At 75.5% G+C, this 21,186-nt stretch carries 18 protein-coding genes; 3 read left to right on the top strand and 15 right to left on the bottom strand.

Translation table 11 applies throughout. The features are described 5' to 3' along the window. Positions 1-6: 6 nt before the first annotated feature. Both AB0953_RS14800 and AB0953_RS14795 read left to right on the top strand, forming a co-directional pair. Positions 7-495: a thioesterase family protein gene (locus tag AB0953_RS14800; RefSeq protein WP_366859838.1), complete on the top strand. Its 489-nt coding sequence runs from the start codon at positions 7-9 to the stop codon at positions 493-495. Then, entirely contained in the window at positions 492-1,286 is a 795-nt protein-coding gene (locus tag AB0953_RS14795) for a hypothetical protein (protein ID WP_366859837.1), read from the top strand. Before AB0953_RS14800 ends, AB0953_RS14795 begins: the two co-directional genes overlap by 4 nt. Positions 1,287-1,312: 26 nt before the next feature. Here the strand turns inward: AB0953_RS14795 and AB0953_RS14790 are convergent, their stop codons facing one another. The 3 genes from AB0953_RS14790 to AB0953_RS14780 form a co-directional block, all read right to left on the bottom strand. Beyond that, complete coding sequence (locus tag AB0953_RS14790; protein ID WP_366859836.1) at positions 1,313-1,660, bottom strand: DUF1036 domain-containing protein; 348 nt, start codon at positions 1,658-1,660, stop codon at positions 1,313-1,315. A gap of 11 nt (positions 1,661-1,671) precedes the next feature. Then, entirely contained in the window at positions 1,672-1,872 is a 201-nt protein-coding gene (locus tag AB0953_RS14785; RefSeq protein ID WP_366859835.1) for a hypothetical protein, read from the bottom strand. Between the two features lie 213 nt (positions 1,873-2,085). Next, entirely contained in the window at positions 2,086-2,490 is a 405-nt protein-coding gene (locus AB0953_RS14780) for a globin (RefSeq protein WP_361914927.1), read from the bottom strand. An 88-nt stretch (positions 2,491-2,578) separates the two neighbouring features. Between AB0953_RS14780 and AB0953_RS14775 the strand changes: the two genes are divergently transcribed. Further along, entirely contained in the window at positions 2,579-3,586 is a 1,008-nt protein-coding gene (locus AB0953_RS14775) for a methyltransferase domain-containing protein (protein ID WP_366859834.1), read from the top strand. A gap of 35 nt (positions 3,587-3,621) precedes the next feature. Here AB0953_RS14775 and AB0953_RS14770 read toward each other — a convergent pair whose 3' ends face one another. The 12 genes from AB0953_RS14770 to AB0953_RS14715 all read right to left on the bottom strand — a co-directional run bounded on the left by AB0953_RS14770 (position 3,622) and on the right by AB0953_RS14715 (position 20,156). Beyond that, positions 3,622-4,698 carry an FHA domain-containing protein gene (locus AB0953_RS14770; RefSeq protein ID WP_366859833.1) on the bottom strand — a complete coding sequence of 359 codons (1,077 nt, stop codon included), beginning with the start codon at positions 4,696-4,698 and terminating at the stop codon, positions 3,622-3,624. Positions 4,699-4,745: 47 nt separating this feature from the next. Next, positions 4,746-6,071: a VWA domain-containing protein gene (locus AB0953_RS14765; RefSeq protein ID WP_366859832.1), complete on the bottom strand. Its 1,326-nt coding sequence runs from the start codon at positions 6,069-6,071 to the stop codon at positions 4,746-4,748. A gap of 103 nt (positions 6,072-6,174) precedes the next feature. Further along, positions 6,175-7,719 carry a PP2C family serine/threonine-protein phosphatase gene (locus AB0953_RS14760; protein WP_366859831.1) on the bottom strand — a complete coding sequence of 515 codons (1,545 nt, stop codon included), beginning with the start codon at positions 7,717-7,719 and terminating at the stop codon, positions 6,175-6,177. 3 nt (positions 7,720-7,722) lie between these two features. Then, the gene (locus tag AB0953_RS14755) at positions 7,723-10,458 is read right to left on the bottom strand and encodes a tetratricopeptide repeat protein (RefSeq protein ID WP_366859830.1); all 2,736 of its coding nucleotides are present in this window, start codon (positions 10,456-10,458) and stop codon (positions 7,723-7,725) included. Beyond that, a complete protein-coding gene (locus tag AB0953_RS14750; RefSeq protein WP_366859978.1) occupies positions 10,455-11,714 on the bottom strand; it encodes a hypothetical protein in 1,260 nt (419 codons plus the stop codon). Before AB0953_RS14750 ends, AB0953_RS14755 begins: the two co-directional genes overlap by 4 nt. 146 nt (positions 11,715-11,860) lie before the next feature. Then, positions 11,861-12,805, bottom strand: coding sequence for a glutamate ABC transporter substrate-binding protein (locus tag AB0953_RS14745; RefSeq protein ID WP_366859977.1), 945 nt, complete (start codon positions 12,803-12,805; stop codon positions 11,861-11,863). Between the two features lie 134 nt (positions 12,806-12,939). Next, the gene (locus tag AB0953_RS14740; protein WP_366859976.1) at positions 12,940-14,232 is read right to left on the bottom strand and encodes a hypothetical protein; all 1,293 of its coding nucleotides are present in this window, start codon (positions 14,230-14,232) and stop codon (positions 12,940-12,942) included. Between the two features lie 317 nt (positions 14,233-14,549). Next, positions 14,550-15,623, bottom strand: a complete 1,074-nt coding sequence (locus tag AB0953_RS14735) for a BadF/BadG/BcrA/BcrD ATPase family protein (RefSeq protein ID WP_366859829.1) — start codon at positions 15,621-15,623, stop codon at positions 14,550-14,552. Beyond that, positions 15,614-16,921 carry a 6-phospho-beta-glucosidase gene (locus AB0953_RS14730; RefSeq protein WP_366859975.1) on the bottom strand — a complete coding sequence of 436 codons (1,308 nt, stop codon included), beginning with the start codon at positions 16,919-16,921 and terminating at the stop codon, positions 15,614-15,616. Before AB0953_RS14730 ends, AB0953_RS14735 begins: the two co-directional genes overlap by 10 nt. 12 nt (positions 16,922-16,933) lie before the next feature. Then, positions 16,934-17,779: a carbohydrate ABC transporter permease gene (locus AB0953_RS14725; RefSeq protein WP_366859828.1), complete on the bottom strand. Its 846-nt coding sequence runs from the start codon at positions 17,777-17,779 to the stop codon at positions 16,934-16,936. Beyond that, positions 17,779-18,792 carry a sugar ABC transporter permease gene (locus tag AB0953_RS14720; RefSeq protein ID WP_366859827.1) on the bottom strand — a complete coding sequence of 338 codons (1,014 nt, stop codon included), beginning with the start codon at positions 18,790-18,792 and terminating at the stop codon, positions 17,779-17,781. Before AB0953_RS14720 ends, AB0953_RS14725 begins: the two co-directional genes overlap by 1 nt. 5 nt (positions 18,793-18,797) lie before the next feature. Next, the gene (locus AB0953_RS14715) at positions 18,798-20,156 is read right to left on the bottom strand and encodes an ABC transporter substrate-binding protein (protein ID WP_366859826.1); all 1,359 of its coding nucleotides are present in this window, start codon (positions 20,154-20,156) and stop codon (positions 18,798-18,800) included. Between the last annotated feature and the right edge of the window lie 1,030 nt (positions 20,157-21,186).

Here is a 21,186-nt window from a genome sequence, read left to right as displayed (position 1 = left end):
GCCACCATGGCAAGACACCAGTACCGATGCCCCATGCGCTGGGCGGACATGGACGCCTTCGGGCACGTCAACAACGTGGTCTTCCTCCGCTACCTGGAGGAGGCGCGGATCGACTTCATGTTCCGCCTCGCGCCGGGCGAGGGCAGTGAGTCCTTCACGGGCGGTTCCGTCGTGGCCCGCCACGAGATCGACTACAAGCTGCCCCTCGTGCACCGCCACGAGCCCGTGCTCATCGAGTCCTGGGTGACCCGGATCGGCGCCGCGTCCCTGACCATCCGCTACGAGGTCAAGGACGAGGCGACCGAGGACCGGCCGGAGACGGTGTACGTGCGCGCCGAGACCGTCGTCGTGCCGTACAACCTCGCCGAGGGGCGGCCCCGCCGCATCACCGACGAGGAGCGGCACTTCCTCGAGGAGTACCTCGACGCGCCCGCGCCCCAGCGGACCGGTGCCGGCGCCGGCGCCAAGCGCTCCGAAGGACGCCTCGCGGCATGAGCCTGCAGTTGCACTTCGCCGATCCCGGGGAGGCGGCGGACCTCGCCGCCTTCCTGGGCCGGCTGGTGCGCTACGACCGCGCCGCCGCGGTCCGCCTCCAGGCGGGCGGCGGCGCGCTCGCCGTCTTCGGGCGGCCGCCGTCCTTCGACGTGCTGGCCATCCGCACCGTGCGGCTCGCCGAGCCGGCCGCGATGCCGCTGGACGTGACCGTGTCCGCCGGCGAGCTGCTGGAATCCGTGGACGAGGAGGCCGCGGCCGCCCTCGTGCCCGCTGCCGTCACCGGCCCGCCGTGGGCCGGGGTGCTCCCGCCGCGCGGCGGCTGGCAGCAGGTTCCGGGGCTGCCCGGCCCCGCGGCGATCGGGGCCGCCGTGGCCGGTGCCGTCGCCGAGTTCCGGGCCCGCGACGAGGCCCTGCCCCCGCAGCACCGGACCCGCTCCCAGCGGGACCGCATCGGCCGCGAGATCTGGTCCCGGACCCTGGGCGACACCGACCTGCCGCTGCGCGCCGTGCACGCCGCGCACTCCCTCGGCTTCCTGCGGCCCGCCCGCGCCACCGTGCCCGCCGGCCCGGCGGAGGCGGCCGCGTCCGCCGCCGCGGGCTCCGCCGCCGCGGGCTCCGCCGCCGCGGGCTCCGCCGCCGCGGGCCCCGCCGCAGGGGCCCCGGATGCGGCCGTGGCACTGCTCGCCTCCGGCGGCTGGCTGCGGCTGCGGACCCCGTACGGCTCGATCGCCCTGCGCCGCCCCGGAGCCGTCGCCGGCCTGGGCGCGCTCCAGGTCCGGCCGGTCCGGTAGCGGCCCGAGCACCGCTCCGGCGGGTGTTACGGGTTGAACGAGTGCACGTGGTCCGGCCGGCTCACGGCGAACTCGTTCATGAGGATCGTCCGCGAGTCGGAGTCCGAGGTGTTCGCACACCATTCGAAGGCGCGGTGCGGGACCGTCTCCCGAAACCGGTCCCGCCACTCGACACCATCGCCGGAGTAGGCGTAGCAGTACCAGATCTGGTTGACGGCGCGGACGTCACCGCCGTAGACGACCGCGCTCTGGCCGGGGCCGATCTTCCACCAGCCCTCCTTCACCCAGTTGCTGCCGTCGGAGCAGTTCGGCTGGTACCGCTCGACCATCGTCCAGATCTCGCGGTGGTAGTTGTTCTGGAACCGCAGGGACATGGCGCGCCCCCCTATTCCGAGTCCGGCTGCCGGCGGACGGCCGTGCCGCCGTCGGGATGGGCGGGCGCCGGCCCGCGGGCCGGTTGGGATGCGCTCGTACTCTCCTCGCGGCCTGGTTCGGCGGCGGAGCGGCCCGAGGCGAGGGCGCGGTCCAGCGCCTCCGCGTCCGCATCCGTCCTCGGGTCGGCGGCGCTTGCGGTGTCCTGTGACATGGAACCTCCTGTTCCCGTCGGTTCATGGGCGACGGAAGAGGTTCCCGGGAGGGGGAGCCGCGTACCGCGGGGCATCCGGTCGGTACCCCGTACGGGCCCGGGCCGGCCGCCCGTCCGAGGGGACTCGTGCGGCCGCTTGCAGGGGCCCTTGCACGGCGGATTCCCCCGGACGAGCGCCGGCCCGGGGCGGCCGTGCAGGCCCCGACGGGAGGGCTACCCCGCGGTGTTGATCATCGAGGCTGCCGCGTACGTCAGGTAGCGCCACAGCTGGGCCTCGTGCTCCGGCGCCAGGCCCAGCTCGTCCACCGCGACCCGCATGTGGCCCAGCCACGCGTCGTGCGCCGCGGCGTCCACCTGGAACGGGGCGTGCCGCATCCGCAGGCGCGGGTGCCCGCGGTTCTCGCTGTAGGTGTTCGGGCCGCCCCAGTACTGCATGAGGAAGAGTGCGAACCGCTCCTCGGCCGGGCCGAGGTCCTCCTCCGGGTACATCGGGCGCAGCAGCGGGTCCTGCGCCACCCCCTCGTAGAAACGCCGCACCAGACGGCGGAAGGTCTCCTCGCCGCCGACCTGCTCGTAAAAGGTCTGCTCCTGAAGCGTGCCCCGCGGAATCTCATTCACCCGACCATCGTCTCAGACACCCGGACGGAGGACGGAGGTCTTAGGACCACCGTTCGCCCCGGGCGGTCGGGCGCAGGACAGTGGAGCCATGGGCGCACACCACACGGAGCACGTCGAGCGGCGCGACCTGCGGGAGACCGCGCACGCCGCCCAGGTGCGCGAGCTGACCGCCGCCGGGGTGCTGGAGGACCCGGCCTGGCGGAAGGCGTTCGCGGCGGTGCCCCGGCACGAGTTCGTCCCGTGGTTCTTCACCGGCCGGGGCGCCGGGTACGAGCGGCTGTGGGGCGAGGACCCCGACCCGGCCCGGCGCGCGCGCTGGCTGCGCGGGGTCTACTCCGACGCCCCGCTCGCGACCCGGCTGCGCGACGGCGAGCTGGTCTCCTCCAGCAGCCAGCCGTCCCTGATGGCCAAGATGCTCACCGCCCTGGACGTGCACGACGGGCACGACGTGCTGGAGATCGGCGCCGGCACCGGCTACAACGCCGCCCTGCTCTGCCACCGCCTCGGCGACGAGCACGTCACCACCGTCGACCTCGACGAGGAGATCACCGAGTCCGCCCGGGCGCACCTGGCCCGGCTCGGCTACCGGCCCGCCGTGGTCACCGGGGACGGGGCGCGCGGCTGCCCCGCCCGCGCCCCCTTCGACCGGATCCTGGCCACCTGCACCCTGCCGCGGATCCCGCTCGCCTGGCTCGGCCAGTGCCGGCCGGGTGCCCGGATCCTGGCCCCGCTGTCGACCGGCCTGCTCGCGCTCCGGGTGCGCGACGCCGCCTTCGCGGAGGGCCGCTTCCTGCACACCGCGGCGTACTTCGTACCGCTGCGCGGGGCCGCGGGGTCGTCCGCCGACCGGCCCGGGCAGGAGTACGGGCTTCCGTACGAGCTGGTGGAGAACGAGCGGTTCCAGTTCATGCTGCTGCTGACCGCGGGAGCCCTGCACCCGCGGGAGGCCTTGGACCTGTGGCGGAGCGAGGGGCGGCCGGGCCGGGAGCGGTTCGGCGTGACGGTCAGCGCGGAGGGGCAGTGGTCGTGGCTCGACGACCCCCAGGGGCCGTACGTGTGGCCGCTGGGGGAGGAGGAGCAGCGGGGCGGCGGCTGACCGCCGCCCAGGGGCGCGGGCACGCGCCGCGGCGGTCAGCCGCGGCGGATGGTGATCGTGGTCCAGGCGCCCACGTGGACGCGGTCGCCGTCGGCGAGCGGGACCGGCACGTAGGGCTGGATGGGCTCCTCGCCGCCGTTGATGGTGGTGCCGTTGGTGGAGTTCTGGTCGACGACGGCCCAGCTGAAGTCGGACTGCTGGATGAGCACGGCGTGCTGGTGGGAGACGCCCGGGTCCTCCGGCGGCACCGACAGGTCGATGTCCGGGGACTCGCCCGTCGAGGCGCGGCGGCGGCCGATGGTGATCGTCGCGCCGGAGAGCGGCAGGTGCTGCTCGGGGGAGTACGCGGGCAGGTTGAGCCCGGCCGCCTCGGGGCCGCTGCGCTGCATCATCGCCATGAAGTACGAGCGGTCGGGGCCGATCGTCGCCGTCCAGGTGCCGTGTTGCGAGGGGAAGGCCTGGTGCGGCTGCGGCTGCGGCTCCGGTTCCGGCTGGGGCTGCGGCTGCGGTTCGGGCCGGGAGTGCGGCTGGGGTTGGGGCTGCCGGTAGTCCTGCTGCGGGGCGAACTCCTGCGGGGCGGGCGCCTGCCGGTACTCCAGTTCCTGCTGCTCCTGCGCCTGCTCCTGCACCGGCGGCGGCAGCAGCCAGTCGTCGTCGCTCTGCAGCGGCTCGGCCGGGCGGTTCACCCGGGAGGGGCGCGAGCCCTGGTACTCGAAGTGGTCCTGGGAGAAAGGCGCGGATGCCGCCACGGGCGGGGGCGGGGGCGGCGCGGTCCCCGCACCGGTGCCCGTCGCGGTCACGGCCGCGCTCGGCGCCGCGGCACCGCTCCCGTGGCCGTTCGCGGGCGCGCGCACCTCCTGGCCGACCGGGGCGTACGAGGTCGCCGAGCGCGTCAGGAAGTTGTAGCGGCACTCCTCGCAGAACGGGGCCATGGCCTCGCGCGGGGTCCGGCACTGCGGGCAGAGCTCGGCCTGGGCCGTCGGCTCACCGGTGGTGGGAGGGTAGCCGTAGGAGCTCGCGGCGGGCGCGGCCGCGGCGGCACCCATGCGGTGGCCGCAGACCTCGCACCAGTCGTCGGAGGCGGACTGGTGCCCGTTCGGGCAGGTCGGCATGGCGGCTCTTCCCCCTTCGGCCTGCGTCGCCGTCGCGGCAGGTCTGCTCAGGTCTTCTTCACTCGGACGGTCTGGGTCGAACGCGTTTCGAGGGTCATCTCGTCGGCGTCCGCGACCCTGGCCTTCAGCCGCACAGTACCCGCCGCGGCGTCGACGACATCCACCACCTTCGCGAGCAGTTTGGCCGTGTCCGCGTTCCCGGAGGCACTCGCCAGCTGCACGGCACGGCCGAGCTTGGCCGTGGCGCCGTCGACATCGCCCAGTTTGCGCGCTTCCAGGCCCTGTTGGATAGCCTGCGCGAGCTCCGCCTGTCCGGTGTAGTGCGCGACCTGCGGGTTGATGGCGGTGGACGCCGCCAGGTCGGCCGTCCACACCGCCCGGACCAGCCCCTGGCCCAGGGTCGTCGGGGGCTCGCCGGGCGGCCCCGGCAGGACGAGCGTGGCCCGGGCGGCGAGCATCTCCTGCCCCACCGCTGCCGAAGGCACCCGTACGCACACGTGGTAGTCGCGGGACTCGTCGCCCCAGGAGCCCGTCGGGTAGTCCCCGGCGCGGGGGCCGGCCTCGGTGCGGCGGTCGCTGAGGTCCAGGACGGAGGGTGCGACCTGCTTGACGTACCGGACCTCCGCGCCGACCGGGGTCCACAGGCGCAGGGCGACGTCCGCGACCTCCTTGCCCATGGCCTTCTCCATCATGCGCGTGAAGTCCTCGGTGAGGTGCGCCGGATCGGCCACGATGTCGGCGGAGCCGAGCAGGGCGTCCGCGATGCCGGTGACCTCCTTGACCTCCCAGTCGGTGCCCACGCCGCGGGCGTCGCAGGTGAAGCGGCCCGCGCAGGCGTCGAGGGTGGCGCGCAGGACGGCCGGGTCCTCGTGCTCGTTGCGGCCGTCGGTGAGCAGGATGCCGTGCCGGATGGCGGCGGAGGACTGGCGCAGCAGGCCGTCGGCGAGGCGCAGCCAGGTGCCGATGGCGGTGCCGCCGCCCGCGGTGACGCCCTGCAGGGCCTGCTTCGCCTGGGCGCGGGTGGCGGGATCCGCGACGGCGAGGCGGCCCTGGCCCGGGTAGACCTCCCGGGCCACGTGGGTGCCGGCGATGACGGCGAACGAGGTGCCGTCGCGCAGCGTGTCGATGGCGGCGGCGGTGGCTTCGCGGGCGCCGCGCATCTTGTCCGGCGGGTGCTCCATGGAGCCGGAGCAGTCCACCATGATCACGACGGCGGCCGGGCCGCCGGAGGCTGCCGCGCGGGTGGCGGTGGCGCCGCCGGTGGAGGTGACCGTGACGATGGCGTGCACCTCGCTCCCGCCCTCGGGGAGGAACTCGTTCTGGTACACCTCCACGGTGAAGCGCGGGGCGCTCGGCTTGGCGAAGTTCGCCATCGGTGCGACTCCTAGGGCGAGGTAGGGGCATGGCAGGGCAGTGCAGGGCGGTCCCGGTCCGGGGGCGGGGGGCGGGGCCGCACGGACCGGACGGGGTGTCGGGTCAGGCCCGGGGGCGTGCTGCTGCTTCCGTCTCCGCTTCCGCTTCCTTCTCCGGTTCCGCTTCCGTCTGCGGCTGCGCCCGGTCCTGCGCCCGCTCGCCGTCCCCGCCGGGCGGAGCGGCGAACGGCACCACGGCCACCGTCACGTTGTCGTGCCCGCCGCCGTCCAGGGCGTGGCCCACCAGGACCTGCGCGCTGTGCAGGGGCCGGACGGCGGCGTCCGCGGGCAGCACCTGGGCCATCTCGGGCGCGGACTCGGCGTAGTTCCACAGGCCGTCGGTGCAGACGACCACCACGCCCGCGTGGTCCGGCTTGAAGGTGGCGGTGTGCGGCTCCAGGTCGTAGGCATCGGCCCCGAGCCAGCCGGTGATGGCGTGGGCGCGGACGTCGGCGTAGGCCTCGGCCTCGCCCATCAGGCCCGCGGCGACCATCTGGGCCGCCCAGGAGTCGTCCTCGGTCAGTCGGCGCGCGAGCGCCTCGCGGTCGTCCGGGACCCAGTACGCGCGGCTGTCGCCGACCCAGCCGATGGTGAGCAGGCCGCCGCTGACGACGGCGCCGACCAGGGTGCAGGCCGGGGCGTTCTGGGCGCCGGGAACCTCCGGGGCCAGGGCGGTCACGGCGGCCGCGGCGGCCAGGATGGCCTCGTGCATGGCCTCCTGGGGGTGGGTGCCGCGGGGCAGGGCCTCCAGCAGGGACTCGTTGGCGGCGGCCGCGGCGGCGGCGGAGGCCTCGTCGGGGCGGCTGGCGGAGGAGACGCCGTCGCAGACGATCGCCACGGTCGCGGTGGAGCCGTCGGCCAGGGCGGTGGCCGCCACGGCGAAGGAGTCCTCGTTGCGGTGGTGGCGCAGCCCGCGGTCGCTGACGGCGGCGACGCTGCCGAGCTCCTCCTCGAGGTGGTCGCGCTCGCGGGGCTGGGCGTGCCCGCAGTGCTCGCAGTAGCCGTCGGTGTCGACCCGCCCGGCCCGGCAGGCGACGCAGGTCTTGCCCCCGCCGCCCTGCGGGGTGGCGCTCGCCTGCGGGTCGTTGCCGTACGGGGGTTCGTGCCCCTGGACCGGGACGGCACCTCCGTACGGGGCCTCGTGGCCCGGGGCCGCGGCCGTGCCGCCGTACGGGGCTTCGGCCTCGCCCGGGGCGGCGCCGCCGGGCCGGTCGTGCCGCGTCTCGCCGCCGCCGTACGCGGCCTGGGGGGCCGCCTGCGCCGGGGCGGACCAGCCGCCGGCCGCGACCCCGTCCGCCGCCCGTGCGGGGGCGGGCTCGGCCAGCGGATACTCGTCAACGGCCGCTCCCGGGCGGCCGGCCGGAGCCGGCACACCCGCGGCAGCGCCGGTCGCGCCGGCGGCCTCTGCGGCCCGCGCGGCGCCCGGGCGCGGCGGCCCGGGCGCGGCGGCCGCGCGGGCGGATGCCGTGGGGATCGGGAGGGTGGGGTCCTCCTCCTGGAGGGGAGGGGGGAAGGCGCAGACGGGGGAGCCGCAGACGCCGCAGAAGCGGTCACCCTCCTCAAGGGGCTCCGCGCAGCCGGGGCAGCCAGACGGCCGATGCATCGACATCACTCACACCCACGTCCGGGGGCGGAAACGGTTTGCCCGCTCCACCAGTTCGATCCTGTCCTCACCGCGCTGCGCGAGCCGGGCGAGTACGCGGTACGAGCGCTCCAACCCGAAGCGCAGGCCCCGCTCGTCCAGTTGACTGCCGAGCAGCGTGGTCCTGCCGGGGTCACTGCCCCGGCTACCCGACAGTACCCAGTCCAGGGCCGAGCCCAGAACCTCGGTCGACAGCCGCTCGTGCCGCACGGCGTCCAGCCCGAACCGCTCCAGCGCCTCCACCTGCGCGGCAGCCGCCGTCAGGTCGGGCAGCAGGGCCTCCTCGGGAGAGCGGTCGCGCAGACGTGCCCGTACGGCCGCCACCCGTGCGGCGGTGTAGTGGATGGAGGCCTCGGGCACCGACTCCAGCGTGCGCACCGCCGCATCGCGGTCGCCGACGGCGAGCTGGACCCGGGCCAGGCCGAACGCCGCGCTCACGAACCCGGGATCGGTGCTCCACACGAGGCGGTAGTACTCGGCGGCGTTGTCCAACTGCCCCAGCACCTCCGCGCACAGCCCGAGGGCCAGCTTCGGCGCGGGCTCGCCGGGGAAGGCGTCGTAGATCGCGTCGAACGACAGCGCCGCGATCCCGTCGTCCCCGGTGGCCAGCGAGGCGATCCCGCGGGCCCACACCACCCGCCAGTCGTCGGAGTGCTGCGCCTCCAGGTCCGTCAGGACCGCACAGGCCGCGTCCAGTTCGCCCAGCTCCAGCCGGGCCCGCAGCTCCCGCAGCCGCAGCTCGGCCGAGTCGGCGGGAGCCGTGCCGAGCGCGCCCAGCAGGTCGGCGGGCGCGGAGGCGAGCAGGCCCGCCAGGAACCCGGCGTTGGGGTCGCCCGCATCGACCAGCGGCACCGGCAGGGCCAGCGCCATGTCCCGGGTGTCGAGCGGAGCCAGCCGGGTGCGCCGCTCCGCCGGGGCAGCCGCCGCCGCCACCGCCCCCGCCAGCGCCACCGCCCCCGCCCCCGCGGCCGGGCGCGGTGCGGGTACGTGAGGGGCTGCCGGGGCCTGCACAGCCCCCGCCGGACCCGCTGCCGGGCCCAGTGCCACAGGGGCCGCAGCCGCAGCGGCCGCAGCCGCGGCGCCGCAGGACCGGCCGCGCGCTCCGAGCGCGCCGAACCGGCGGAACCGGCCCGGCAGCAGCCCCGCCGCCCCGGTCGCCGGCACCGCGCGCGCCCCCAGGCGGGAGACCTCCGCACCGCCGGTGTCGGCGAACAGCCGGGTGTCGGGGACCCGCACCTCCGGCCCGAAGAGCGTGGAGATCTGCGGCCGCGGCAGGCCGGTCTGCAGCGCCACGACCTCCCGCAGCACGCCCGTCAGCTGGTCGGCCATCTCCTGCGCGGAGGAGAACCGCCGCCCCGGGTCCGGGTCGGTGGCCCGGACCAGCAGCCGGTAGAAGGACTCGTACCGCCGGAACACCTCGATGTGCTCCGGGTCCGGCAGCGAATCCGCGAACACCGTGGTGTAGCCCTGGAAGTCGAAGGTGAGCACGGCCAGGGTCCGCGCCACCGTGTACAGGTCGGAGGCGACCGACGGGCCCAGCTCGGCCACCTCCGGCGCCTGGTAGCCGACCGTGCCGTAGATGGCCGACTCGTCGTCGTCCATCCGGCGCACCGCGCCCATGTCGATCAGCTTCAGCTGGTCCTGCTGCTGGATCGCGTTGTCGACCTTGAAGTCGCAGTACAGCAGGTGCCTGCTGTGCAGGTGCCCGAGCGCCTCCAGCGCCTCGATCCCGTACGCGCAGGCTTGCTCCACCGGCAGCGGGTCGCGGCGGCCGTCCGGGCGCCGCCGCTCGTTGGCGATCTCTTTCAGCGACTTGCCGCCGACGTACTCCATGACGATGTACCCGTCCAGCGAACCGGTCCGCTGGTCCAGGTGCTCCACGAAGTTGTAGATCCGCACGATGTTGGAGTGCTCGATCTCCGCGAGGAAGCGCCGCTCGGAGATCGCCGCGGCCATCGCGTCCTGGTCGCCGGTGTCCAGCAGGCCCTTGAGGACCACCCACCGGTCGGAGACCGCCCGGTCCACCGCCAGGTACACCCAGCCGAGGCCGCCGTGCGCCAGGCAGCCCGCGACCTCGTACTGGCCGTGCACGACCTCGCCGGGCCGCAGCTTGGGCACGAAGGAGTAGGGGTGCCCGCACTTGGTGCAGAACCCTTCCGTCCGGCCCGGCCGGTCCCCGCGCGCCCGCCCCACCGGGGCCCCGCAGTCCGCGCGCGAGCAGAACCGCTTGCGCTCGGGCACCTCCGGGTTCACCAGCACCGCCGCGGACGGATCCGGGCGCGGCACCTCCGGTACGTTGACCAGCCCGGCCCCCAGCCGGCTGCGGCCGGAGCCGCCGGCCGCCGAACCCGAACTGCGCACCGACACCGACCGCGTGGAGGACACGCCCGCCAGCCGGCCCGACACCGAGCGCCGCGAGGAGGAGGAGCGGGAGGAGCGCGAGGACCGGGAGGAGCGCCCCGACGCCGAGGCCGCCGACGACGGCCCCGACCGCCCGGATCCCCGGGAGCCCTGCGAGCCCCGCGGGTCCGTGTGGCGCGCCGGGCTCGTCATCCCCGTCGGCGGCGACACCAGCTCCTGCGCCCCCGCCGAGACGGCCCCGACCGGGGCCAGGCCGCAGGTGTCGCAGTACACCTCGCCGCCGCCCATGTCCTCGTACGCCCCCGGGCAGCCGGGGCGAACGCACGCGCTTCCGACCAGGCTCATGCGTCCTCCTTCCCCGGCCCCGCGGGCCGGTCCTGCTGCGGGGCCAGTGCCTCGGCGGCCGCCTGCTGGTAGCGCAGCACGGCCTGTTCGGCGGCCCGCAGATCGCACGGGGCGCTCCACAGCATCCGGCGGGCCGCGTCGTACCGCTCGACGAGCAGCGGGTCCTCCGCCAGCCCGTGCCGGACCACCTTCGCCCGGTACGCGTCCAGCCGGCCCCGCAGCTCGGCACGGACTGCCAGCGGCGCCGTCACCGCGGTCAACGACTCGCGGGCCCGGCGCAGTTCCTCCTCGGCCCGCACCTCCAGCGCCTCCAGCAGCGGCGACAGCCGGTGCCACCGGGCGTTGCGCCGGTGGTCGGCGGCCAGGGCCAGCTGCTCCTGCAGCGCGGTCGGCGGGCCGCTGACCGCGGGCACCTCGGACGCGGCGATCTTCGCCAGCACCTCGGTGCGCGCCGCCCGCGCCTCGGCCAGCGTGCGGTCGGCCCGCGAGAGCACGTCCCGCAGGCCGATCAGCCGCTGCTCGGCGTCCTGCCGCACCGCCAGCACCGCCTCGATCTCGCGGCGTACGTCCTCCAGCGCCAGCGCGGCCCGGTCGTAGCGGGCGGTGTCCGGACGGCCCCCGCCGGGCGCCGAACTGCCCGAGACGGGCTGCCAGAACGCCAGCGGATCCGCGATCACCTGCGCCCGCAGCTCCGCCAGCTCGGCGGTGACGGCCTCCAGGACGTCCCCGGAGGGGTGCTCGCCGGGGCGGACGCCCACCGAATGCGCCAGGGAGCGGGTGCGGCGCAGCTCGGCGGCGAGCAGGTCGATGCGGGCGGGCAGCGCCGACCACACGGAGTCGGCGGCCACCACCACGTCCAGCGAGCTCGCGTACAGCTCGTTCATCCGGGCCACCAGATCGGCGAGGGAGAGCCGCTCGGCCAGCGCCCCGCCCTCCGCCGCGGCTCCGGCGATCAGCACGCCGGGCCCGCGCAGCCGCTCGGTCAGCTCGGCCAGGTCCTCGCGGGAGGGCCGGCGGCGGCGCTCACGGATCTCCCGGGCGGCCTCCAGCGCCCCGCTGTAGGCCTCGAAGTACCTCCACAGGCGGGTGATGGCGGCGTCGGCGGCACTCCACCGCTGCGCGGTGACCCCGGTCAGCTCCGCGCCCTCCAGCAGCCGGCGGCCGGCGTGGTCCTGCAGCGCGAGCAGCGAGGTCTCGACGGCCTCGTGCTCCGCGCCCAGCCGGGCCAGGGCGCGGTCGACCTCGTCCCGGTCCATCACCGCCGGGCGCGCCTCCCACGACTGCGCCTCGTACGACCGTGCCTCCACCGGCCCCGCCTCCGCTGTCCCGTCCTCCGGATCGGGTTCCCCGACACCGGCCCCCGATTCTGCCCCGCACACCGGCCGTGCCCGCACCACCCGGCTCAGTCCCGGTACTTGGGTGCGGGCGGCCCGGCCACGCCGGGCAGCACGGGCTTGAGGTGGGTGGTGTACGCCTGCATCCAGGGGCTGGCGTCGCCGCCGGCCCGGTAGTTCTCCAGTACCTTGTTGACGCGCCGCACCAGGTCGGTGGCCTCCTTGTTCATGGCGACCCCGTAGAACTCCCTGGTGAACGGGGAGCCGACGAGGCGCACCGACGGGTCCTGCGCGGCCTGCCCGGCCGCGAGCGCGTTGTCGGTGATGATGCCGTCGACCTCGCCCAGCTGGAGCCGCACCAGGCAGTCCAGCTGGTTGGGGACGCTGACCGCGACCGCCCCGTACGACTGGGCCTTCAGGGCCGTCTCGGCCGTGGAGCCCGCCGCGGTGCAGATCCGGCGGCCCTTCAGCGAGGCGTCGTACCCGGTGATCGGGGAGCCCTTGGGGGCGAGGACCTGCTGTCCGGCCTCGAAGTACGCCGTGGAGAAGGCGACGTCCTCCAGGCGCTTGCAGTTGATCGTCATGGTGCGCACGACGACGTCGACGCGGCCGTCCTGGAGGGCGGGGACGCGCTGGCTGGTCGGGATGGCGCGGTAGATGACCGCGTTCTCGTCGCCCAGGATGTCCTTGGCGATGGCCTTGACCAGGGCGATGTCGAAACCGTCGAGGCGGCCGTCGACCGGGTTGCGGTACCCCCACTTGAAGCTGTTCTGGTCCACGCCCGCGACGAGCTTGCCCGCCTTGCGGATCCGCTCGATCGTCGGGCCGTCCACCGCGGAGGGGCGCAGGCTCGCCTCAGGGTCCTGGCAGGTGTCGGTGAGGGTCCACGGCGTCTGCGGGGCCACCGCCACCGCCCCGGGCTCGTGGACCACGGCCGGCCGCCCGGCCTCCGGGGCGGCCTGGGCCAGCGGCAGCAGGACCGCCGCCGCCGTCACCGCGCAGGCGGCGGCCATCGCGCTGACCCCGCCCCAGCCGCGCAGCCGCCCCGCGATCCGGCGCAGCCCCGACGGGCGGGCCTCCTCGCCGGCCCCGCCGTCCCCGGCGCCGCGGTGTCCGTCCTCGCGCCCCACGCGTATCCGCATCGCTGTCACCTGTACTCCGAAAGCCGGCGCCCGATGCCGAGCAGCGCCGCCGCGGCGCCGACGACCGCCAGGGCCGCCGAACCCGTCTCCAAGCCACCCAGCGCGCCCAGCCCGTCCCGGGCCGCACCGGTGAACTCCTTCTGCTCGTGGGCCAGCGCCTGCTCCAGCGAGGCGTCCACGGTGTCGAACGAGGCCCCGCTGCTGTCCTTGTGGTCCTTGTCCCCGACGACCTGGTGCAGCGCGTCCTGGTAGTCGCCCTTCAGGTCCGTCTCGCGGGCGGCCGCATGGCGCTGCTTCCACTGCCGTACGCCGTCCGCCGCGCGGGCGACCGGCTCGCGCCCGCTGTCGTCGTCGGCGAGCCGCAGCGCCTTCGCCAGGCCCGCGTCCAGGTCCTTCATGTCGGCCGCGAAGTCCACGTCGTACTTGTCCGACTTCTTGTCCGCGGCGAGGACGGCGCCCCTGGCGATCAGCGTCAGGTTCTCGTTGGCCCGCGCCTGGAGCGAGGCGATCCGGGCGTCGTTGAGCACCTTCAGCGACTCCTGCCCGCCGGCGCGCGCCTCGGCCAGGTCCGACCGCGCGACCGCGTGCCCCACGGCCAGCCACAGCAGGACCACCGTCGCGGCCGCCGTCGCCGCGAGCAGGCCGTGGTTGAGGACCCGGTTCGTGCGGTGGTAGTTGCGCCGCTGTGCCCAGGCCAGCGCGGCCAGGGCGAGCAGCCCGGCGCCGAGCGAGGCCAGCGGCAGGGAGCGGGCGTCGTCGTAGTCCGTGTAGAGCCGGCTCGTCTCCGCCTCGTAGAGCCGCTGCGCCGCGGGCAGCAGCTGGGTGCTCATCTGCTCGTTGGCGTACCGCAGGTAGGCGCCGCCGAGCGGCAGGCCCTGCCTGTTCGTGGCCCGCGCCTGCTCGATGAGGCCGGTGTAGCGGGGCAGCTGCTCGCCCAGCAGGGCGATCTGCTTGCGGGACTCCTCGTCGGCGCGGGTGTTGGCGGCCGCGTTCACCAGGAGCCGCGAGGCGTTGGCGATGTCCTTCTCGTACCGCTGGCGGACCTCGCGCGGCTCGTCCCCGCCGGCGAGGAAACCGCTGGAGGAGGCCGTGTCGGCGTCGGCCAGCGAACGGTAGATGCTCGCCGCGTCCGCGCTCAGCGGCTGGCTGCGGCCCACCACGTCCTCCGCGGCGCCGACCCGGTCCGCGATCTGCCACACCGTCACCGCGCCGAACAGCAGCACCAGGGCGGCCAGGACCGCGCCGATGATGCGCAGCCGGCCCGGCTCGGTGGTGGCCGCCGCGCGCAGCCGCTCCACGCCCTCGGCCCAGGCCGTGGCGGGCCGCGGCGGGCCCGGCAGCGACCCCGCCGGGGCCGCCGGCGGCCCGGCGACCCCGCCGGGCGCGGGCGCGCGTGATGTGACGGCCACCGTGACCTCCCCCTAGCACCTGACGTCCCCCGGCCGTGGCCGGGAGCTACCCCCATCGCAGCAGTATGGCCGGAGCGGCGGCCGACCACAGCACCCGGTGCCGGATCCGGAAGATCCACCGCCCCGCGGCAGCCCGCCACCCCTTCACCGTCAATACGCCCCCGCGCCCCGCCGCGGTTCCCGACGCGCGGCCGCCCCGGGCAGGTTCACCCGAACCGGTCACACAGCCTCGCCTGCGCATCCGACGGTGCTCCCAGCGCGTCCAGCCCCAGCAGCGCCGCGCCCAGCACCGGCGGCGCCGACACCACCGACACCCGGGCCAGGGGTGCCCGCTGGGCGAGCCCCGCCGCGATCCGCGCGTCCAGCCGGGCGTGCCCGGCCGTGAGCACCCCGCCGCCCAGCAGCACCGGGGCCTCCTCGTCCAGCAGCTCCAGCCGGGCCAGCGCCACCGACGCCAGCGCCACCACCTCGTCCGCCTGCCGCTCCACGAGGGCCGCGGCGACCGGATCGCCCTCCGCGGCCACCGCGAACAGCACCGGGACCAGCTCGTGCGTCCGCGCCGCCGCGATGTGCCCCAGGTGCAGCGCCTCGATCAGCGCCGCCATGGAGCCGAGCCCGAAGTGCCCCGGCAGCGCCGCCGCCAGCCCGGTGGGCCCGCCGCGGCCGTCCTCGGCCCGGGCGGCCCACCACAGGGCCTGCGCCGCGAGGTGGCCGCCGCCGCCCCAGTCGCCGGAGATCGTCCCGACCGAGGGGAAGCGGGCCGTGCGCCCGTCGGGCAGCATGCCCACGCAGTTGATCCCCGCCCCGCACACCACCGCGACCCCCCGCGGCCCCCTCCCCCCGGGTCGCCCTTGAACCTCCTGCGCCCGCTCCGCCGCCGCCAGCCCGGCCCGCAGGATCGCGAAGGTGTCGTTGCGGACCAGGGTGGCCGCACCCCAGCCGCGCGCGCCCAGCGCCTCGGCGAGCCGCTGTTCCTCCACCGGGAAGTCGGCATTGGCCAGGCAGGCCACCACCTGGTCGGCGTACGGGTCCCCGGGGGCGCAGGGCGCCAGCCCGGCCGCCGCCGCGGCCTCCTCCACCGCCTGCGCCAGGACGTCCACGGCCGCCCCGATGCCGGTGCGGTGCGGCTGGAAGCCGCCGGAGCGCCCGGTGCCGAGCACCGAGCCGTCCGCCGAGATCAGCGCGGCGTCCGTCTTGCTGTTGCCCGCGTCGACGGCGAGCACGGCGGGCCGGGTCGGCCGGGCCTGCCGGGCCGGGCGCACGGGCGCGCTCACGCCCATGGCAGGTACTCCTTGTTGTGCGCCAGGAGCCGGTCCGTCAGCCCCTCGGCCGCGTCGATCTGGCCGACCAGCGGGTGCGCCAGCAGGGCCCGGAAGACCCGCTCGCGCCCCCCGCGCAGGGCGGCGTCCAGCGCGAGGTCCTCGTACGCCGCCACGTGCCCGATCAGCCCCGCGTACAGCGGCGCCGGGCGCGGCACGGCCAGCGGCACGGGCCCGGCCCGGTCGACCCGGGCCTGCACCTCGACCACCGCGTCGTCCGGGAGGAACGGCAGGGTCCCGTTGTTCAGCGTGTTGACCACCTGCACGGACGGCCCGCCGCGCCCGCCCGCGTCCGCGCCCGTCCCCGCGCCCCCGGAGCCGCTCCCCAGCAGCGCCGCGGCCAGGTCCACGGCCGCCTCCGAGTAGAAGGCCCCGCCCCGCTTCGCCAGCAGCTGCGGCTTCTCGTCCAGCGCCGGGTCCTCGTACAGGGCGAGCAGCTCCTGCTCCATGGCGGCCACCTCGGCGGCCCGGGACGGCTTCTCGCCAAGCTCCCGCACCACCTCGTCGTGGGCGTAGAAGTACCTCAGGTAGTACGAGGGCACCACCCCCAGCCGGTCCAGCACCGCCCGCGGCAGCCGCAGCTCCGCGGCGACGGCGTCCGCGTGCTCGGCGAGCAGCCGCGGCAGCAGGTCCTCGCCGCCCGGCCCGCCCCGGCGCACGCCCAGCTCCCAGGTGAGGTGGTTCAGGCCCACGTGGTCCAGGTGGAGTTCGCCCGGCGCGCAGCCGAGCAGCCGGGCGAACTTCCGCTGGAGCCCGATGGCGACGTTGCACAGGCCGACGGCCTTGTGCCCGGCCCGCAGCAGGGCCCGGGTGACGATCCCGACGGGGTTGGTGAAGTCGATGATCCAGGCGTCCGGGTTGGTGCGCCGGACCCGTTCGGCGATGTCCAGTACGACCGGGACCGTGCGCAGCGCCTTGGCCAGCCCGCCGGCGCCGGTGGTCTCCTGCCCGATGCAGCCGCACTCCAGCGGCCAGGTCTCGTCGCGCAGCCGGGCGGCCTGCCCGCCGACGCGCAGCTGGAGCAGGACGGCGTCGGCGCCGGCCACGCCCGCGTCGACGTCGGCGGTGGTGGTGACGCGGGCCGGGTGGCCCTGCCGGGCGAGGATGCGCCGGGCCAGCGCGCCGATGGTCTCCAGGCGCTCGGCGGCGGGGTCGATCAGCACCAGTTCGCCGACCGGGAGGCTGTCGCTGAGCCGGGCGAAGCCGTCGATCAGTTCGGGGGTGTAGGTGGAACCGCCCCCCACCACGGCGAGTTTCATGGTCACGGGTCGCTAGCCTTTCACTCCGGTCAGGGTGACGCCTTCGACGAAGGCCTTCTGGGCGAGGAAGAACAGGACGATCACGGGGGCCATGACGAGCACGGTGGCCGCCGTGGTGAGGTTCCAGTTGGTGTGGTGCGCCCCCTTGAAGGACTCCAGTCCGTAACTGAGCGTCCAGGCGGCGGGGTTGTCCGAGGCGTAGATCTGCGGGCCGAAGTAGTCGTTCCAGGCGGCGAAGAACTGGAACAGGGCGACGGCCGCGATCCCCGGCCGCGCCATGGGCACCACGACCCGCAGCAGGGTCCGCAGCTCCCCGCAGCCGTCGACCCGGGCCGCGTCGAGGTACGCCCGGGGGATGGTCAGCAGGAACTGGCGCAGCAGGAACACGGAGAAGGCGTCGCCGAAGGCCATCGGCACGATCAGCGGCCACAGGGTGCCGGACAGGTCGAGCTGCCTGGCCCAGAACAGGTACATCGGGACCACGACGACCTGCGGCGGCAGCATCATCATGGCGATGACCAGCAGCAGCGCCGGCCGCCGCCCGCGGAAGCGGAAGACGGCGAGGGCGTACGCGACGGGCACCGAGGAGACGACGGTCAGCAGCGTGCCCAGGCCCGCGTAGAGCAGGGTGTTGCGCCACCACGTCAGGAACCCGGGGGTGTGCCACACCTTCGCGTAGTTGCCCCATTCCCACGTACGGGGGACCAGGTCGCGGGTCAGCGCCTGCTGGTCGCCCATCAGGGAGGTCAGCAGGAGGAAGACGAAGGGCAGGACGAAGAAGAGGGCCGCGGCGACGGCGAGGGAGTGGACGGCGATCCACCGCAGCACGGCGGTGCGGGCCGTCACGGCTCGGTCCATCAGTGCCCACCCGCCCCGAGCAGCCCGCTGCCGCGGCGCATCAGCAGGGCGGTGAAGGCCATGGACAGGGCGAACAGCACGAGCGCGACGACGCAGGCGGCCCCGTAGTCGAAGCGCTGGAAGCCGAGGTTGTAGACGACCTGCGGCAGGGTCAGCGTCGACCGGTCCGGATAGCCCGGCTCGAACTGCTGTCCCGAGCCGCCGATGACCCCGGCCGCGACCTTTCCGGCCACCAGCGGCTGCGTGTAGTACTGCATGGCCTGGATGATCCCGGTGACGACCGCGAACAGCACGATCGGCGCGATGTTCGGCAGGGTGATGTGCCGGAACCGCTGCCAGGGCCCGGCGCCGTCCAGCTCGGCGGCCTCGTACTGCTCCTTCGGCACGTCGAGCAGCGCGGCCGTGAAGACGACCATCAGGTCGCCCACCCCCCACAGGGCGAGCAGGGTGAGTGCGGGCTTGGACCAGTCGGGGTCGGTGAACCAGCCGGGCGCGGGCAGCCCCGCACCCTCCAGCAGGTCGTTGACCGGGCCGGTGCCGGGGTTGAGGAGGAAGACGAAGGCCAGGGTCGCGGCCACCGGCGGCGCCAGGTAGGGCAGGTAGAAGAGGGTGCGCAGCAGACCGGCGCCCCTCTTGATCCGGGTGGCGAGCAGGCCGATGCCGAGGCCGAAGACGACCCGGCAGGCCACCGTCACCCCGACCAGCCACAGGGTGTTGCGCAGGGCCGGCCAGAACAGCGGGTAGTCCGTGAACACGTACGTCCAGTTGTCCGCGCCGTTGAACGCCGGCGGTCGGAAGCCGTCGTAGCGGGTGAAGGCGAAGTACACGGTGGACAGGAGCGGGTAGGCGAAGAACACGCCGAACCCGATCAGCCAGGGCGACAGGAAGGCGCCGGTCCGCAGCGCGGCCCGGCGGCGCCTGGCCCGCAGGGCGCGGGAGGGCGGGTACGGCGGGTGCGGGTGCGGGTGCGGGTGCGGCGGCGCGTGCGGGTCCGGGGGCGGAGGCAGGGCCATCGGGGTCACTTCGCCTTCGCGATGTCCGTGTCGATCTGCCGGGCGGTCCTGGCCAGGCCGGCCGGGACGTCCGCCACCGCGCCCTTCTCGACCCCGTACGCGAACTCCTCGAAGGTCAGCTGGTAGGTGCCGCCGTCGGCCTGGGCCGGAGTGGTGTTCGACTTCGGGTGCCGGGCGATGTCGATGAACGTCCTGAACTCCGGGGTCACCTCCAGCTTCGGGGACTCCAGCGAGGCCAGCGTGGAGGGCACGTTGTGGATGGCGTTGGCGAACGCCACGACCGCCTCCGTGTCGGTGGTCAGGTACTTCACGAGCTCCCAGGCCGCGTTCTGCTTCCGGCTGCCCGAGGCGATGCCCACGACCGTGCCCGAGAGGTAGCCCTTGCCGTAGTCGGCGGCCTGCTCGTCGGGGACCGGGAGGGGCGCGGTACCGATCTCGAACGGGACGCCGGCCTCCTTCGCCATCGCGGCCCGCCACTCGCCGTCGACCTGCATGGCCACCTTGCCCCGGTGGAAGGGGTGCTCGGCGCTCCACTCGTCGCCGAAGGTGCTGCGGTACTTCTCCAGCCGCTCGTAGCCGCCGAGCGCCGCGACCAGCTCCTTCTGCGCGGTCAGCATCCTGGCGAAGGCCGGGTCCTTCGCCAGGTTGGAGCTGCCGTCCGGGCCGAAGTACGTCGGGCTCCACTGGGCGGCCAGGCGCATGGGCTTGGTCTCGTAGCCGTGGTAGGTGGGCATGATGCCGAGCTGCGCGTAGGAGTCCCCGTCGGCCCGGGTCAGCTTCTGCGCGACCTCGACGAAGCGGCTCCAGGTCCTCGGCGGTTCCGTGATGCCGGCCGCCTTGAAGGCGTCCTTGTTGTAGACGAGGCCGTACGCGTCGCTCAGCAGCGGCAGCGTGCACTGGTTGCCCCTGAACTGCGTGTACTCCAGCAGCGTCGCGGGGAAGACCTTGGCCTTGTCGACGCCGGACTTCTGCAGGAAGGGGTTCAGGTCGGCGAAGGCGCCCGAGTTGCAAAACTTCCCGACGCTGTCGGTGGTGAAGGAGGAGACCACGTCGGGGGCCTTGTCGCCGCCTGCGCGCAGCGCCTGGTTGATCTTGTCGTCGGTCATGTTGCCGGTGGCCCTGACCTTGATGTTCGGATGGGCCCGCTCGAAGCGGGCGATGCCCTCCTCGATCGCCTTGGTCTCGCCGGGCGCGGACCAGCCGTGCCAGAAGGTGAGCGTGACCTCCTTGGACGGGTCGTCGTCGGCGGCGGTGCGGCTCTGGCCCGTGCAGGCGGTGGCGAGCACGGACAGCGCGGACAGGGCGGCCAGGGCGGAGGCGGCGGCAGCGGCGCGGGGACGGCGGTGCGGGCGGTGCTTCGGCATGGCGGGACTCGCTCTCTGCGGGGGCGCGTGCGCGGCGGAACGGGGGAGCGGGTGGTACCGGTGTGCGGGCGGTACGGGGTGGGCCCCGGAGCCGGTTCCGGGGCGCCGCCCCGGCCCCCCGCGCCTCAATCGCCCGGGGGGGCTGGAAGGGCCGGCGGGCCCGGAGCCCCCGGCGAGCCGGAAGCTGCCGACCGGAAGCGACCGGGCACCGAGGCGCGGGCCGAACCCGCGGCAGGGGCTGCCGACCCCGGCCCGCGGCGGCCCCGTCGAGCCCGCGGCCCGGCCGGCGGCTATCGGAGGCCGGCCTCGGGCCGGGGCTGTCGGAGGCCAGGCCCAGGCGAGGGCGGGGGTGCGGGGAGTCGACGTGGCGAAGAGGCCGTCCCGGGTGGTGGTGAGGGGGGCGCTTTCCGGGGCCCCGCGCAGCACGGGCCGTTCGCGTAGCGTCCCGGACACCGGGCGCGGGCGGGACGGGGCCGGGTGGGGCTGGCTCGGGTTCGACCAGCCCGCGCCGGACGTTCCCGCAGGCGTCGGTCGCCGCGGCGGAGAGGGCCAGGGGCTCCGGCGGCGGCGGGTACGGACACCGGCGAGGCGGGGCCGGGCGCCGGCGCGGTGGCGTGGCCGCGCCCGCGCAGCAGCCGCAGGGCCGCCCCCTCCGGCCGGGCGGCGGCCCGCCGGAGCAGCGCCGCGGCCCGGTCGACCTGCTCCTCCCCGGCCGAGCGGGGAGGAGCAGTCGCGGGCGGCGCCGGGCCCGGTGCCGCGGCCGGGCCGCGGGAGGCCGCCGCGGCCCGGGGCGTCGGCGTGCGCAGCGGCACCGGCGGCTCCATGCCCGCGCCCGGCCCCCTCTCCCGCACCCCGCTCGCCGGCACGTCCGGTGCGGGGCGGTCGGCGAGGGCGCGCGGGCGACCGGGTGTCCCCGGGGTGGTACCGGCGGCCATGCGGGCACTCCGTCCTCTCGGCGACGCGTGCGGGGCACAAGCAAACTATTAGGTAAGTTTCCTTTCAGTTATCGGGCGCTGTCAATGGCGCTGCC

The organism is Streptomyces sp. NPDC046866, from assembly GCF_040704625.1.
In the GTDB taxonomy this organism is placed as follows: Bacteria; Actinomycetota; Actinomycetes; order Streptomycetales; family Streptomycetaceae; genus Streptomyces.
Note: the sequence above shows the minus strand (reverse complement) of the source record. Positions and strands in the feature narration are given on the sequence as shown.

Bases quoted from the DNA above. Each gene is read 5' to 3' on its own strand.
- AB0953_RS14750 (WP_366859978.1), bottom strand. From the start codon at position 11,714: ATGGACCGGGACGAGGTCGACCGCGCCCTGGCCCGGCTGGGCGCGGAG.
- AB0953_RS14730 (WP_366859975.1), bottom strand. From the start codon at position 16,921: ATGAAACTCGCCGTGGTGGGGGGCGGTTCCACCTACACCCCCGAACTG.
- AB0953_RS14715 (WP_366859826.1), bottom strand. From the start codon at position 20,156: ATGCCGAAGCACCGCCCGCACCGCCGTCCCCGCGCCGCTGCCGCCGCC.
- AB0953_RS14790 (WP_366859836.1), bottom strand. From the start codon at position 1,660: ATGTCCCTGCGGTTCCAGAACAACTACCACCGCGAGATCTGGACGATG.
- AB0953_RS14725 (WP_366859828.1), bottom strand. From the start codon at position 17,779: ATGGACCGAGCCGTGACGGCCCGCACCGCCGTGCTGCGGTGGATCGCC.
- AB0953_RS14760 (WP_366859831.1), bottom strand. From the start codon at position 7,719: ATGTCGATGCATCGGCCGTCTGGCTGCCCCGGCTGCGCGGAGCCCCTT.
- AB0953_RS14720 (WP_366859827.1), bottom strand. From the start codon at position 18,792: ATGGCCCTGCCTCCGCCCCCGGACCCGCACGCGCCGCCGCACCCGCAC.
- AB0953_RS14800 (WP_366859838.1), top strand. From the start codon at position 7: ATGGCAAGACACCAGTACCGATGCCCCATGCGCTGGGCGGACATGGAC.
- AB0953_RS14755 (WP_366859830.1), bottom strand. From the start codon at position 10,458: ATGAGCCTGGTCGGAAGCGCGTGCGTTCGCCCCGGCTGCCCGGGGGCG.
- AB0953_RS14775 (WP_366859834.1), top strand. From the start codon at position 2,579: ATGGGCGCACACCACACGGAGCACGTCGAGCGGCGCGACCTGCGGGAG.
- AB0953_RS14765 (WP_366859832.1), bottom strand. From the start codon at position 6,071: ATGGCGAACTTCGCCAAGCCGAGCGCCCCGCGCTTCACCGTGGAGGTG.
- AB0953_RS14770 (WP_366859833.1), bottom strand. From the start codon at position 4,698: ATGCCGACCTGCCCGAACGGGCACCAGTCCGCCTCCGACGACTGGTGC.
- AB0953_RS14785 (WP_366859835.1), bottom strand. From the start codon at position 1,872: ATGTCACAGGACACCGCAAGCGCCGCCGACCCGAGGACGGATGCGGAC.
- AB0953_RS14745 (WP_366859977.1), bottom strand. From the start codon at position 12,805: ATGGCCGCCGCCTGCGCGGTGACGGCGGCGGCGGTCCTGCTGCCGCTG.
- AB0953_RS14795 (WP_366859837.1), top strand. From the start codon at position 492: ATGAGCCTGCAGTTGCACTTCGCCGATCCCGGGGAGGCGGCGGACCTC.
- AB0953_RS14735 (WP_366859829.1), bottom strand. From the start codon at position 15,623: ATGGGCGTGAGCGCGCCCGTGCGCCCGGCCCGGCAGGCCCGGCCGACC.